The sequence below is a fragment of the Specibacter sp. RAF43 genome, assembly GCF_052114065.1.
GTDB lineage: Bacteria > Actinomycetota > Actinomycetes > Actinomycetales > Micrococcaceae > Specibacter.
Genome location: NZ_JBFREA010000006.1, coordinates 91,013 through 104,716, shown reverse-complemented (window position 1 = coordinate 104,716; position 13,704 = coordinate 91,013). Strand labels below are relative to the sequence as shown.

Here is a 13,704-nt window from a genome sequence, read left to right as displayed (position 1 = left end):
GAACGGCTTACAGGAACCGGTCCAGCAGGCTGGCCTCGGCGATGCGGGAGAGGCCTTCACGGACGGTGCGGGCCCGCAGCTCGCCGATGCCGTCCACCACCATGAGCTCATCGATCGTGGCGGCCATCAGGTCCTGCAGGCCGCCAAAGTGATCCACGAGGCGGCCGGCCACGGCGCGGGGGACGGCCTTGAGGCCCGAGACCAGGCGGTAGCCGCGGGGCTGGATGATCGTGTCCAGGGATTCGTTGCCGGAGGAGAGCCCCACAATACCGGCAATCAGGTTCAGGTCGATGAGATTGGCCTGGTCGATGCCCTGCAGGGCGGCCACGGCGGTGTCGACGTCGGTGGTGTCGGGATCGGTGTAGTCCCGGATCACCATGTCCGCCCCGGCGCCGCGGGTGGCGGAGAGCTCGTCCAGCTGCAGCGACAGCAGGCGCCCGTCAACGCCCAGTTCCAGCACGTAGTGGGCGATTTCCTCGGAGATGCGGCGCACCATTTCATGGCGCTGCAACGTCACGGCGACGTCGCGCACGGTGACCATGGCCTCGATCTCCAGGGCGGAGAGGGAGCTGGTCACCTGGTCCAGGCGGGCCCGGTAGCGTTCCAGGGTGGCCAGGGCCTGATTGGCGCGGGCCAGCACCTTCTCCGAACCCTCCAGCACGTACCGCAGCCCGTCGATGTACAGGGCGATGATCTGCATGGACTGGCTGACGGAAATCACCGGCACGCCGGTCTGGATGGCCACCCGCTCGGCCGTGCGGTGCCGGGTGCCCGACTCCTGGGTCTCAATGCTCGGATCCGGCACCAGCTGCACGGCCGCCCGCAAGATCTTGGTCGCATCCTTGTCGCAGACGATTGCGCCATCCATCTTGGCCAGTTCGCGCAGCCGCGTGGGGGCAAAGTCGATGCCGATCTCAAAGCCGCCGGAGCACAGGCTGTCGATGGTCCGGTCGGAACCGAGCACAATCAGGGCCCCGGTGCGCCCGCGCAGGATTCTTTCAAGCCCGTCCCGCAGCGGCGTGCCCGGGGCAACACGGGCAAGAGTGGCCCTGAGGGCCTCTTCGGGGCTGCGAAGCATTGACTAATCCTTCTTTTCGAGCGCGGGAATCCACACAAGTCACATTGCCATGATAGTGGGCAAAGCGCCCATCCTACGTTTGTGCGGGTCCGTGCAGGAGAAGTTCGGTGGCCTCGGCAATATGCTCGATCTCCTTGACGGTGAAGTTTGGCGGAATGGTGCCCGGCCCGTTGGGGCTGGAGGGCACCAGCGCGTGCGTGAAACCAAGCCGGTAGGCCTCATGGATGCGCTGGTTGATACCCGGCACGGGGCGCACCTCCCCGGCCAGGCCCACCTCGCCGAAGGCGACCATTTTGGGATGCACCGGCCGGTTGGTCTTGGCGGAGGCGATGGCCAGCGCCACGGCCAGGTCCATGGCCGGCTCGCTCAGCCGGGCCCCRCCCACCGTGGCCACGTAGCTGTCGTCGGCATCGAGCCGCACGCCGGCACGCTGTTGCAACACGGCCAGCAGCATGCCCACCCTGGAGGAGTCCAGTCCGCTGACGGTCCGGCGGGGCTGCGAGCCCATGGCCGGGGCCAACAGCGACTGCACCTCCGCCAGCAACGGCCGGCGGCCCTCCATCGTGACGGAGATGCACGTGCCGGAGACCGGGTGGCTGGTGCGGGAGGTGAACAGGCCGCTGGGATCGGCCAGCCCCTCAATGCCGTCATCGGTCAGGTCAAAGCAGCCCACCTCATCCGTTTGCCCGTACCGGTTCTTCACGGCCCGCAGCAGGCGCAGGCGGGAGTGGCGTTCGCCGTCGAACTGGCACACCACATCCACCAGGTGCTCCAGCAGCCGCGGGCCGGCGATGGAGCCGTCCTTGGTCACATGCCCCACCAGCAGCGTGGTCATGTCCAGCCGCTTGGCCGCGGAAATGAGCGACGCCGCCACCTCGCGAACCTGCGACACGCCGCCGGCGCTGCCGTCCACCTCGGCGCTGCTGAACGTCTGGACGGAGTCCACAATCAACAGCACCGGCTGCACCGCCTCAACCTGGCCCAGCGCCGTGCCGAGGTCCGTCTCCGCGGACAAGTACAGGGTGTCGGCGACGGCGCCAATCCGGTCCGCGCGCAGCTTCACCTGGGCGGCGGATTCCTCGGCGGTCAGGTACAGGACCTTTTGGGGTGCCCGGCCGTGGTCGTTGCGGGCAAACTTTGCGGCCACATCCAGCAGCAGCGTGGATTTCCCCACCCCGGGCTCGCCGGCCAGGAGGATCACGGCGCCGGGAACCATGCCGCCGCCCAGCACGCGGTCCAGCTCCGGGACCCCGGTCAGGGCATGGGCGGCCTTCGAGGCGTCGACCTCGGAGATCAATTGGGCCGGGCGAACCACCGAGGTGGCCGCGGTGGTGCGGATCACCACGGCGCCGACCTCCTCCAGCGTGCCCCACTCCTGGCATTCCCCGCAGCGGCCCACCCACTTCACGGCGGTCCAGCCGCATTCGGTGCAGCGAAAATTTTGCCCCGTATTTGCACGGGCGGCACGAGTTGTAGTGGTGCGCGCGGTCTTTGTTGCCATGCACCAACCCTAGCGCCGGGCACCGACACAACCACGGGCCGCCGCACGGCGCTGTGGAGAACCCTACAGCTTGGGCAGCAGCGCCCGGGCCTCGGCGGGATCCATCTTGGCCGCCTCCAGCAGGTCCACCATGAGCGTGCGGAACAGCAGCACCACCGTTTCGCCCTCCATCTTCGAAATCTCCAGCCGGTCCGGGTGCAGCCGGGTCGCGATGTCCGCCAGGGCGTCCCGGGCCCGGCTGAGCGGGACCTCCGTGGACCCGGACCGGGCTCCGGCCAGCGCCGCGCCAAGCTCATCAACGGAGGCCGCGCATTCGCTAAGGACCTCCGCCAGGTGCATCGTGCCGGCGTCGGACAGGGCGGCGTTGTTGATGGCGCTGGTGAGCCGGCGGGCCAACACCCGGCTCGAGCGCATGGCGTAGTCCACCCGCTCCATGAGTCGCTCCAGTCCCTCCACCTCCTCCAAATGGCGCCGGTACAGGGGGGAGAGCCGGGCAACCTCGACGGCGCCGCGCAGTCCCGCGCGCATCGCGTCAATGCGCGGCTGCTGGCTGCGGGCGCGCACCAGCGCGTGCCAGGCGGTCGTGGAGTCGTTGTAGGACAGGGCCGCGGCGCACTCGCGCAACACGATGGACAGTTCGCCCAGGGTGACCTTCAGGTCGTCCTTGGGCGCCCGGCGGGGGTCGCGGGGCAGCAGCAGCGTTGCGGCCAGGGCGAAGCAGCCGCCGACGACGGCGTCCAGGCTGCGCGTGAAGGGGCCGCCGGCCGGAATGGGCAGCAACACCACCAGCAGGGACTGCAGGGCCAGCTGGGTGGTGAAGATGGCCCCGCTGTCCAGGAATCGCGCCAACAGCACGGACAGGAACAGCACCAGGGCGGCCTGCCAGATCCCGGTGCCAAGCCACTTGAGCAGCAGGTCCCCGACGGCGATCCCCAGCGTGCAGCCGACGCCGACCTCCAATACCCGGCGCAGCCGCGGGTCCCGGCTGAAGCCCAGGGCGATGATGGAGCTGGTCGCGGCAAACAACGGCCCCTGGTGGTCCAGGACGAGCTCGGAAAAGTAGTAGGCGCCCACGGCGCACGCGGAAATCAGCAATGCCGGCACGATCGAGAAATAGCTGCGGCGCAACCCCAGCCGGGCGCGGCGCTTCAGGAATGCCAGCGCGGTGGCCGGCCGTGCGAGCTCTGGCATGGGCACCAGTCTATGCGCCGCGCAACTGTGAGCCGCGCCACGCTCCCATGGGCGTTCCGGCGCGCGCCGGCACCAAGTATCCCCGCAGCGTTAACCTTCCGTTCACCTGGGTTGGGCCGCCGCTTCACTTGGCCCTCGTAGCGTCAAGGCGTAAGGCATTGAGACATCCATCGAAGAGGTAAATCACGTGAAGGCACTTCACATTGCTCGCGCAGCTGCAGTACTCACCGTCGGCGCCCTCGCCCTGACAGCGTGCGGCACGGACAACGTCGTCACCCCCGGCAACGGCGCAACGTCGGCCGGCACGGCCGCCTCCTCCGTCACCGGCACGCTCACCGGTACGGGCGCCACGTCCATCTCCGCCGCCATGGATGCCTGGAAGGCCGGCTTTGAGTCCGCCAACTCCGGCGCCAAGATCCAGTACTCCCCCGAGGGGTCCGGTGCGGGCCGCAAGGCGCTGATCGCCGGAGCCGTGCAGTTCGCCGGCTCGGACGCCTACATGAAGGATGCGGAGCTCGCCTCCGCGAAGGCCAAGTGCGGCCCCGACGGCGCCATCAGCGTGCCCTGGTACATCTCCCCGATCGCGGTGGCCTTCAATGTCCCCGGCGTCAAGGACCTCAAGCTCGACGCCGACACCATCGCCAAGATCTTCCGCGGCGACATCAAGAACTGGAACGACGCCGCCATCAAGGCCGCGAACCCGGACGCAAAGCTGCCGGATTTGGCCATCACCCCCGTGCACCGCTCGGACAACTCCGGCACCACGGACAACTTCACCGACTACCTCTCCAAGGCCGCCAAGACGGTCTGGACCGACGCGAAGTCCGGCGACTGGCCCGCCGCCCTGCCGGGTGAAAACGCCAAGGGCACCTCCGGCGTCGTCAAGACCGTCACGGAGACGGCCGGCGCCATCACGTACGCGGACGACTCCGCCATCACCGACGTCCTGGGCAAGGTTGCGCTGAAGGTCGGCGACTCGTACGTGCCCGTCACCGCCGAAGCCGCGGCCAAGGCCGTGGACGCCGCCACGGTGGTGGCGGGCCGGTCCGCGAACGACCTTTCGCTCAAGCTTGACCGCACCACCACCGTGGCCGGCGCCTACCCGGCCGTCCTGGTCTCCTACGGCGTGTTCTGCGCCCACTACCCGGATGCCAAGACGGTTGACCTGGTGAAGGCGTTCGGCGCGTTCGTCCTCAGCGACGACGGCCAGAAGCAGGCCGCCGCGGCTGCCAAGAGCGCGCCCTTGTCCGCCGAGTTGGCTGCCAAGGCCCGGGCGTCCATCGCCGCCATCAGCGTTGCCAAGTAAGAACGCGACACCAGCCGAACAATAAGGAAACCAAGTTTGTCCACCACCAAGCTCGCACGCCGGGCCGGAACAGGCCGCACCGGAGACAAAGTGTTCTCCGGTGCGGCCCTGGGCGCCGGCGTGCTCATAGTTGCCGTATTGTTCGCGGTGGCGTTGTTCCTGGTCATCCAGGCGCTGCCGACATTTGGTGCGCCCGCGGCGGAGGTGACGGGAGGCAAGGGATTCGCCTCCTACATCATCCCGATCGTTGTGGGCACGTTGATCGCGGCCGTCATCGCCCTGATCATCGCGACGCCCATTGGCGTGGCCGTGGCCCTGTACATCTCCCACTACGCCCCGCGACAGCTGGCCCGCGGGCTTGGCTACGTGGTGGACTTGCTGGCCGCCATCCCGTCGGTCGTCTACGGCGCCTGGGGGGCGAGTTTTTTGGCCAGCGAGCTTAAGGTCCCGTACCAGTGGCTCGCGGACAACCTTGGTTGGATCCCGATCTTTGCCGGACCCGCCTCCGGCACCGGCAAGACCATCCTGACCGCCGGGATCGTGCTGGCCGTCATGGTCCTGCCCATCATCGCCTCCCTGACCCGGGAGATTTTCCTCCAGGCCCCCGCGCTGCACCAGGAAGCGGCGCTGGCGCTGGGTGCCACCCGGTGGGAAATGATCCGCATGGCCGTGCTGCCCTTCGCCCGCGGCGGCATCATCAGCGCGGTCATGCTCGGACTGGGCCGCGCCCTGGGTGAAACCATGGCCGTGGCCCTGGTGCTCTCCTCCGGGCCGATGATCGCCTCGCTGATCCGTTCCGGCAACCAGACCATCGCCGCCGAGATCGCCCTGGACTTTCCCGAGGCATTCGGCCTGCGCATGCATGAGCTCATCGCCGCCGGCCTGGTCCTGTTCCTCATCACACTGGTTGTGAACGTGGTGGCCCGCTGGATCATCAGCCGGCACAAAGAATTCTCAGGAGCCAACTGATGGCCACTCTCATGACCGAGCGCAAGCGCTCCGCGCTCACCCGCGGCCGCCTGCCCAAGTACACCCCGTACGTGATTGCCGGGGCCGCCATCATCACGGCCGCCGCGCTCATGTCCCTGGCCGGCTTTAACGTCTTTGGCTGGGCCGTGCTTTCGGCCGTCTTGTTTGCCGCGGGCAATGTGGGCAGCTCCGCCGTCGTCGAAGGCCGGCGCAAGGCCACGGACAAGCTGGCCACCTCGCTGGTGGCGGGGGCGTTCCTGGTGGCGCTGCTGCCCCTGGTCTCCGTCATCTGGACGGTGCTGGTCAACGGCATTCCCGGCCTGCTCACGCCCGGCTTCCTGGGCACGTCCATGAACGGCGTGACGGGGCTCCAGGACAACGCCTCCGTCAAGGACGGCACGCCCGTGATCGGCGGCGTGTACCACGCGCTCATGGGCTCGATCGTGATCACGCTGTGGGCCACCCTGATCTCCGTGCCCGTGGGCCTGCTGACCGCCATCTACCTGGTGGAATACAGTGCGGAGAACAAGTTCTCCAAGGTCATCACCTTCCTGGTGGACGTCATGACCGGCATCCCCTCCATCGTGGCCGGCCTGTTCGCCGCCGCCTTCTTCGCCATGATCATGGGCCCCGGGACCAAGACCGGGTTCGTGGCCGCCGTCGCGCTGTCGGTCCTGATGATCCCGGTGGTCGTGCGCTCCAGCGAGGAGATGCTCAAGATTGTCCCCAACGAACTCCGCGAGGCCGCCTACGCGCTGGGCGTGCGGAAATGGCGGACCATCATGAAGGTGGTCATTCCGACGGCGATCTCCGGCATCGCCTCCGGCGTCACCCTGGCCATCGCCCGGGTCATCGGGGAGACCGCGCCGCTGCTCGTCACGGCCGGATTTGCCACCACCATCAACACGAACGTGTTCGCCGGCTGGATGGCGTCCCTGCCGACCTTCATCTACACGCAGATCATGACGCCCACCTCGCCGTCCAACCCGGACCCGTCCACCCAACGGGCCTGGGCAGCCGCACTCCTGCTGATCCTGCTCGTGATGCTGCTGAACCTCGGGGCCCGCCTGGTGGCCCGCCTGTTTGCGCCGAAAACCGGCCGCTAGATCCAAGAAACGGAACTTATCACTATGTCCAAACGCATCGACGTCAGCGACTTGTTCGTCTATTACAGCGACTTCCTGGCCGTGGAAGACGTCAACATCACCATCGAGGCCAAGTCGGTCACCGCATTCATCGGCCCATCCGGTTGCGGCAAGTCCACGTTCCTGCGCACCCTGAACCGCATGCACGAGGTCATCCCCGGCGCCCGGGTTGAGGGCAAGGTGCTCCTGGATGGGGACAACCTGTACGGGGACGGCGTGGACCCGGTGACGGTGCGCAGCCAGATCGGCATGGTGTTCCAGCGCCCCAACCCGTTCCCCACCATGAGCATCCGGGACAACGTGCTGGCCGGGGTGAAGCTGAACAACCGCCGCATCTCCAAGGCCGACGCCGACGACCTCGTGGAAAAGTCCCTGCAGGGCGCCAACCTGTGGAACGAGGTCAAGGACCGACTGGGCAAGCCCGGTTCGGGCCTGTCCGGTGGCCAGCAGCAGCGCCTGTGCATCGCCCGGGCCATCGCCGTCTCACCCGACGTGATCCTCATGGACGAGCCCTGTTCCGCCCTTGACCCGATCTCCACGCTCGCCATTGAGGACCTCATCAACGAGCTCAAGGACGAGTACACCGTGGTGATTGTCACGCACAATATGCAGCAGGCCGCCCGGGTCTCGGACAAGACCGCGTTCTTCAACATCGCCGGCACCGGAAAGCCCGGCAAGCTGATCGAGTTCGCGGACACCGCCACCATCTTCAACAACCCGAGCCAAAAATCCACCGAGGACTACGTCTCCGGCCGTTTCGGCTAGGCCGTCCTTCGTCGAGTGCGTAGATAATGACCTTAAACGCCCCGTTTGAGGTCATTATCTAAGCACTCGACAAAGTTACGGGTCAGGCCAGGGGGGACAGGGCGAGGAAGAATACGGCACCGAGCAGCGCGCAGGCGATGGGCGTGGCCACCCACATGCCCACGATGCGCAGCATGAGCCGGCCGTTCATGACCGAGAACCGCTGGTTTTGCCCGGCCCCGGCAATCGCGGATGTCACCGTGTGCGTGGTCGACAGCGGCAGCGCCAGGCCGATTGCGCCGACGAACAGCAGCCCGGCGCTCACCATTTGCGCCACGAAGCCGCGCAGCGGATCCACCCGCACCAGCCGCTGCCCCAGCGTGTAGGAAATCCGCCACCCGCCGCACAGGGTCCCGGCCGTCAGCAGAACGGCCGTGAACACGGGCACCCAGCCCGGCACCGCCCCGTCCCCGGCGGCACCGGCCGCCACGAGCGCGAACAGGACCACCGCCGTCGTGCGCTGGCCGTCCTGCAAACCATGCCCAAACGCGACGGCGGCCCCGGCCACCGACTGCAGCTGCCGGGTCCGCCGGTTCACCAGGCTCGGCTGCGTGTTCCGCGACGCCCAGGCCGTGGGGTAGACCGCGGCAAAGCCGAGCACGAACGCGATGGCGGGGGAGAGCAGCAGCGGCAGCACCACCAGGGTCAGCAGCGTGGAATTGATGCCCTGCAGCGGCGGGTTCCCGATGAGCGCGGATCCCACCGAGGCCCCCACCAGCCCGCCGATGAGCGCGTGCGTGGAGGAGGAAGGGTAGCCGCGCCACCATTGGTAGACGCCCCACAGGCACGCCCCGGCCAGCGCCGCCAGCAGCAGGATCAGGCCGTTGGCGCCGGCCGGCATGGTGAAGAGCCGGTGCGTGAGGGCCTCCGCCAGGGCGACGCCGAGCAGCGCGCCGATGAAGTTGAACAGCCCGGCCAGCAGCACCGCGATGGTGGGGGTCAGCGCCCGCGTCCTGACGGACAGTGCGACGGCGGAGGAGGCGTCGCGGAAACCGTTCAGGAAGGCGAATATCGCCGCCGCGACGATCACGGTGGCGAGCAGGATCGGCACCAAGTCAGGATTCCTTGACGATGATGCTGCCCACCTGGGTCGCGATCGAGCGCATGCGCCGGCTTGCGGCCGCGAATTGGTCGGCCAGGGTGCGGTACTTGGCAAAGCCGGAAGAATTATTGGCCGCCAGCAGCTCGGCCACGAACACCCGGTGGGTGTGGTCGGCGCGCTTGGCCAGCCGCAGGACCTCCAGCCAGTAATCCTCCAGGGAGTCCAGGTCGTTGAGCGCCTTCATGGCGGACGCCGTCAGTTCCGCCTGCCGGGAGAGGATCTCCAGCTGGTCGCTGGCCCGCGGCGGGATGCGCTCCAACCCGTAGAGCTCGATGAGTTCGGCCGCGCCGGTCAGCGTCTCGCTGGCCTCGTTGAGCCGCCGACCCAGCGCGAAGAGGTCCTCGCGGGGCAGCGGGTTGATAAAGCTGGTGCGCATGACGGTCAGCAGCGTGGCAAACTCGGCGGTGGAGGCGGCCTCGTACCGGCGCATGGCCTCGGCCAGGGGCGGGAAGTCGGCGCGGCCGGCGCCCAGGAGCTGGGCCAGCGTTTGCGTTCCGGCCGTGATTTGCTCCGCCATCCGGGCCAGCGCGTCCAGCCCGGCAGCCTCTTGGGGGAAGAACCGCAACTTCACGTCGAGACCTTTGTTTAGGAAGAATTTTCGGGCATAAAAGTGGTGTCGAACCGGGAGCGCCTCTCGGCGTTAGGCCGCTCGAAGCGGCTAAAAGATGGAGCCCGGGGGTTCCGCGGTTCGACACCACTTTTAGTGTTCTACGTTGCGCGTCTGCTGTCAACCGAGGCCCGTGAATGGTGTTTTGCACAGGTGGCGAGCGGCCCAAGATCGGGTGGGATTTTTAGTCCAAGTCCCCATTGCGCCACGCGGCGGCCGCGCCTTCGAGGTCCTCGGCGGTGCGCACCAGCTGGTGCGCCTTCTTTGTCAGCATGGAGGCGTGCTCCGGGTGGGCGGCCCCGCGCTCGGTGGCGATGGTGGCCTGCCCCAGCGCCACCACCCGGCAAAACGCGGCCGACCGTTCCAGCGCAACGTCGAAGTCGCCGTCGAACGCACCGGAGAGGATGGCGTTGGCCATGGTGGTGATTTCCTCGGCCCCGGGGGGTTCGGCCACGCCGGCGACGGCGTTGGCGACCTGCGCCTTATGCTGGCCGGCCCGGAAGAACACGCTGATGCCCTCGGGGTCCTGCAGGGTTGCCGCCCGCAGCGCGTACAGCCGCCACAAGGCCCCGGGCAGCGAGCGGGCGGGGCTGGCCGCCCACATCTCGGCGATCGCCTCCAGGCCCTGCCGGTCGGCGAGTTTCACCAGCCGCTTGGTGATGGCGGGGTCATTGCTTTCCCGGCCGCCGCGGACCAGGGCCCGGGCAGCAAGGTGCGCGGCCTCGGAGACGCGGGCCGGATCGGTCCCGCCCGTGAACGGCTCAAAGTCGGCCGGTGCAAATGGCAGCGGCTTGTGCGGTCGGGGAGCGCGGTTGCCTGGTCCTTGATTCATGACACGACACTACCGCTACCTGTGGGCGGGGTCGAGGGATCCGGGGGACTGCCGGCGGCCACGGAAATTTGCGGACATGCCCGTGCCGTACGGTAGTCTAATGTGCGACAACTTTTCCGCGGGCCCCAACGCCCGCGGGCGGCTGTCGCTGAGGTTGGGCCTTTAGCTCAGTTGGTAGAGCATCGGACTTTTAATCCGTGGGTCGCGGGTTCGAGCCCCGCAGGGCCCACCATTGTCGCCGCAGGTCAGAACCCTTTTCAGGGTTGTGGCCTGCGGCGTTTTTTTAGCCGCGTGGTGCGGCTTCCAATATTTCAGTCCTGGCAGTATGGGCGGATCGCCGGGCCCTTCCGCGTGGCGGGAACGCGGCGGCGCCAATTCTGCGCAATGACCGGTCCACCCCCGGCGTCGCGGCAAGGGTCACGGTCCCGGCCGCCAGGACGGCAAGGATCAACAGCGCCGTGGAGGGGCTGCCTGAGAGCATGGGTTTCAGGTAGGGGGTCACGGCCAGGACCAGGAACCCGTGCAGCAGGTACACGGACAAGCTCCGCCGACCGACCGTCGCCCACGCATTCCTTCGGTTTGGCACAAGCACCAGCAGTGTGAGCGTGAGGACGGCCGCACCCACCATCAGTCCGCCACGGACAAGGACGGCCTCCACGAGGTCCGCCTTGAGTCGATCGGCGCTCATGCTTCCGTAGAACCAGCTGGGCGAGAGCTGGGCCCCCAGCAGTGTCACGGCGACGAGAACCGAGCYGGCAACGAGAACCCCCTTCAGGGGCAGTGTTGCCGCGGCCGCCCAGGCCAGGATCCGTTTCCCGTAGGCAAACCCGAGGGTGAAGAACGGCAGGAAGGCCAGGGCCCGGGCCGCCGAATACGGGTATCCCACCCACGGAAGCGTGACCGCGATCAACGCCGCCGCGATTGCAATGGCGATGGCGGACTTGGGGTAGCGGGCCATGAGCGGGGTCAGCAGCGTCCAGCAGGCCAATGCGAAAAGGAACCACAGGATCCAAAACGGCGTGTCCAGGGCAAACGCTTTCTTGAGGCCAAACAGGAGTACAAAACCGTAGTAGGCGGCCTGAAACAGCACCATCAAAACCAGCAACGGCCCAATGCGGCGCAGCAGGTTCGTCGGCTTCGCCGTGATGCCGGCCAGGAACGCGAAGGCCGGCATGTGGAATGCGTAAATGATCGTCAGCGGGATTCGGGTCTCGCTCACGCGCCAGTAGTTCATCCCTTCAAGCAAGTGGCCGAGGACGACCAAACAGATCAGAACGCCCTTGGCGATGTCGAGGCGATGGTCGCGAACGGTGTGAATAGGCACCCACGAATCCTAGCCGTTGCCCCCTCACGTTGTGCCCTTGGCCGCGGGCCCGTGCAAGGACAACTGGAACCACCGCTTTGTGCCGGTGGACGAGCAGGTGATTGCCGATCAGCTGGAGGCGACGACGGCCGCCTATGGTGCCGCGTCCGGCGCGCCATCGGTACTGGAGACGGTGAAGATCGGCATGCTGGGCAGCCCGGCAACCATCGGTACGGTGGAAACGGCACTCATCGCGGCAAAGTTCAAGCATGTTGTGCTGGATCCGGTGTTGATTTGCAAGGGCCAGGAGCCCGGCCACGCCCTGGACACGGACCAGGCGCTCAAGGCCCGGATCCTGCCCCTGGCAACCTTTGTCACCCCCAATCACTTTGAGGCCGAATCGCTCTCCGGCCTGCGCATCACCAGCGTCGAGGACCTCAAGGCGGCGGAGCTGGCCAAGGGTGCCACGCCACTGGAGGCCGCCCGCACGGCCAAGGCGTTTGTGACGGCCGGGATCAAGAATCGGGTGGTTTCCGGGGCCCCGTTTACGGCCCTGTGGCAGGGCGGGGCCGCGAACTAGCGTTCTGTTGCCAGCATCGCGGCATTGTGCCAAGCTCGCATTATGAGTGACGAACCAGCTCCGCTGACCGATGCCTTCGATGCCGACGTGACCATGACCCGCAACGATTCCCGGCATCGGTACGAGCTCCGGGAGGAGGAGCAGCTGGCCGTCGTCATCAACTTCCAGGACCTGCCCGGCCACGTCGACTTCATCCACACCGAGGCGGTGGAGGGCTTCGCGGGCCGCGGGCTGTCGAAGGTGTTGATCCGGTATGCGCTGGACGACGTCGTGGCCTCGGGCAAGCGCATCATCCCGCATTGCAGCCACGTTGCCCGGTTCGTGGCCAAGCATCCGGAGCTTTACGCCCAGTACACGGACCTGCCGGGCGAGCCGTAGTGGAGCGCCCCGTAGCCCTCGTCACCGGCGCCACGTCCGGCCTGGGCGCGGAATTTGCCCAGCAACTGGCCGCCTCGGGGCACGACCTGGTGCTGGTGGCCCGCAACGTTGCCCGGCTGCAGGCCAAGGCCATGCGGTTGCGCCAGGACCTCGGCGTCACGGTGGAGGTCCTGCCGGCGGACCTGCTGACGGACGACGGCGTCACGGCCGTGGGTGCCCGGCTGGCAGACCGCGAGCGGCCGGTCGCCCTGCTGGTCAACAATGCCGGATTTGGCCTGGTGAAGGCGTTTGACGCCAACACTGCCGAGCAGGAGACGGACCATCTGCGGATCCTGGTGCGCACGCCCATGCAGCTCATGCACGCGGCCCTGCCGCCCATGCTCGAGCGCGGGCACGGGCGCATCATCAACGTTGCCAGCGTTGCCGGCTTCATCCCCCGCGGATCCTACGGCGCGGCCAAGGCCTGGGGGATCAGCTTCAGCCGGTCCGCGAACCTGCGCTACAGGCCCCGCGGGGTCACCGTCACCGCCGTGTGCCCCGGGTTTGTGCGCACGGAATTCCACCAGCGCATGGGCGCCAACATCAATCGCATTCCCCGGTGGATGTGGCTGAACCCGGATCGGGTGGTGCGCGAGGGGCTGGCCGCCAATGCCGCCGGCAAGAGCGTGTCCATTCCGTCGCGGCGGTATGCGGTCCTGGTGGCCCTGGGCCGGCTGGTGCCCGACGCGCTCGCCGCCGCCGCGGGGAACCGCGGACGGTAGCGGGGGAGAGCGGGCCCGTACCCCCGTGCCCGGAGTCAACGCGGCGTCAGGATTTCCGGCCGGACCGTATGGATCGCGTTAAATTCCGTGCCGCGGCGGCCCAACGATGTTCCCATGGACGTGAGGGGGAAACGGCCCCCGCATCGG

Annotated in this window: 14 protein-coding genes and 1 tRNA gene; 8 read left to right on the top strand and 7 right to left on the bottom strand. The window is 67.7% G+C overall.

The genetic code is table 11. The features are described from left to right. Positions 1–7 precede the first annotated feature (7 nt). The 3 genes from disA to AB4Y80_RS05360 form a co-directional block, all read right to left on the bottom strand. On the bottom strand, positions 8–1,078 hold the full coding sequence (gene disA, locus AB4Y80_RS05370) for a DNA integrity scanning diadenylate cyclase DisA (RefSeq protein ID WP_442212417.1): 1,071 nt from the start codon (positions 1,076–1,078) through the stop codon (positions 8–10). A gap of 73 nt (positions 1,079–1,151) precedes the next feature. Further along, complete coding sequence (gene radA / locus AB4Y80_RS05365) at positions 1,152–2,579, bottom strand: DNA repair protein RadA (protein ID WP_442212415.1); 1,428 nt, start codon at positions 2,577–2,579, stop codon at positions 1,152–1,154. Between the two features lie 63 nt (positions 2,580–2,642). Then, positions 2,643–3,770, bottom strand: coding sequence for an FUSC family protein (locus tag AB4Y80_RS05360; protein WP_442212413.1), 1,128 nt, complete (start codon positions 3,768–3,770; stop codon positions 2,643–2,645). A 187-nt stretch (positions 3,771–3,957) separates the two neighbouring features. Here AB4Y80_RS05360 and pstS point away from each other — a divergent pair, with 187 nt between their 5' ends. The 4 genes from pstS to pstB are packed head-to-tail and all read left to right on the top strand — an operon-like array spanning position 3,958 to position 7,955. Beyond that, on the top strand, positions 3,958–5,076 hold the full coding sequence (gene pstS, locus AB4Y80_RS05355; RefSeq protein WP_442212410.1) for a phosphate ABC transporter substrate-binding protein PstS: 1,119 nt from the start codon (positions 3,958–3,960) through the stop codon (positions 5,074–5,076). Between the two features lie 36 nt (positions 5,077–5,112). Next, complete coding sequence (gene pstC, locus AB4Y80_RS05350) at positions 5,113–6,045, top strand: phosphate ABC transporter permease subunit PstC (protein ID WP_442212408.1); 933 nt, start codon at positions 5,113–5,115, stop codon at positions 6,043–6,045. Next, entirely contained in the window at positions 6,045–7,151 is a 1,107-nt protein-coding gene (pstA, locus tag AB4Y80_RS05345; RefSeq protein ID WP_442212406.1) for a phosphate ABC transporter permease PstA, read from the top strand. The genes pstC and pstA overlap by 1 nt, the downstream gene beginning before the upstream one ends. 24 nt (positions 7,152–7,175) lie before the next feature. Then, complete coding sequence (gene pstB, locus AB4Y80_RS05340; RefSeq protein ID WP_442212404.1) at positions 7,176–7,955, top strand: phosphate ABC transporter ATP-binding protein PstB; 780 nt, start codon at positions 7,176–7,178, stop codon at positions 7,953–7,955. A gap of 82 nt (positions 7,956–8,037) precedes the next feature. Here the strand turns inward: pstB and AB4Y80_RS05335 are convergent, their stop codons facing one another. The 3 genes from AB4Y80_RS05335 to AB4Y80_RS05325 all read right to left on the bottom strand — a co-directional run bounded on the left by AB4Y80_RS05335 (position 8,038) and on the right by AB4Y80_RS05325 (position 10,535). Further along, entirely contained in the window at positions 8,038–9,048 is a 1,011-nt protein-coding gene (locus AB4Y80_RS05335) for an anion permease (RefSeq protein ID WP_442212402.1), read from the bottom strand. Between the two features lies 1 nt (position 9,049). After that, positions 9,050–9,667, bottom strand: coding sequence for a DUF47 domain-containing protein (locus AB4Y80_RS05330; RefSeq protein WP_442212400.1), 618 nt, complete (start codon positions 9,665–9,667; stop codon positions 9,050–9,052). 220 nt (positions 9,668–9,887) lie between these two features. Continuing rightward, positions 9,888–10,535: a hypothetical protein gene (locus tag AB4Y80_RS05325; RefSeq protein WP_442212398.1), complete on the bottom strand. Its 648-nt coding sequence runs from the start codon at positions 10,533–10,535 to the stop codon at positions 9,888–9,890. Between the two features lie 156 nt (positions 10,536–10,691). Between AB4Y80_RS05325 and AB4Y80_RS05320 the strand changes: the two genes are divergently transcribed. Next, positions 10,692–10,767 (top strand) — tRNA-Lys (locus tag AB4Y80_RS05320). 51 nt (positions 10,768–10,818) lie between these two features. On the opposite strand, the gene AB4Y80_RS05315 is transcribed toward AB4Y80_RS05320, so the two are convergent. Continuing rightward, positions 10,819–11,859, bottom strand: coding sequence for an acyltransferase family protein (locus AB4Y80_RS05315; protein WP_442212396.1), 1,041 nt, complete (start codon positions 11,857–11,859; stop codon positions 10,819–10,821). Positions 11,860–11,875: 16 nt separating this feature from the next. Between AB4Y80_RS05315 and AB4Y80_RS05310 the strand changes: the two genes are divergently transcribed. Genes AB4Y80_RS05310 through AB4Y80_RS05300 form a run of 3 tightly spaced genes read left to right on the top strand, consistent with a single transcriptional unit; the run spans position 11,876 to position 13,557 of the window. Continuing rightward, entirely contained in the window at positions 11,876–12,418 is a 543-nt protein-coding gene (locus tag AB4Y80_RS05310) for a bifunctional hydroxymethylpyrimidine kinase/phosphomethylpyrimidine kinase (protein ID WP_442212394.1), read from the top strand. A 42-nt stretch (positions 12,419–12,460) separates the two neighbouring features. After that, entirely contained in the window at positions 12,461–12,796 is a 336-nt protein-coding gene (locus tag AB4Y80_RS05305) for a GNAT family N-acetyltransferase (RefSeq protein ID WP_442212392.1), read from the top strand. Beyond that, the gene (locus AB4Y80_RS05300; protein ID WP_442212390.1) at positions 12,796–13,557 is read left to right on the top strand and encodes an SDR family NAD(P)-dependent oxidoreductase; all 762 of its coding nucleotides are present in this window, start codon (positions 12,796–12,798) and stop codon (positions 13,555–13,557) included. The genes AB4Y80_RS05305 and AB4Y80_RS05300 overlap by 1 nt, the downstream gene beginning before the upstream one ends. Positions 13,558–13,704 lie beyond the last annotated feature (147 nt).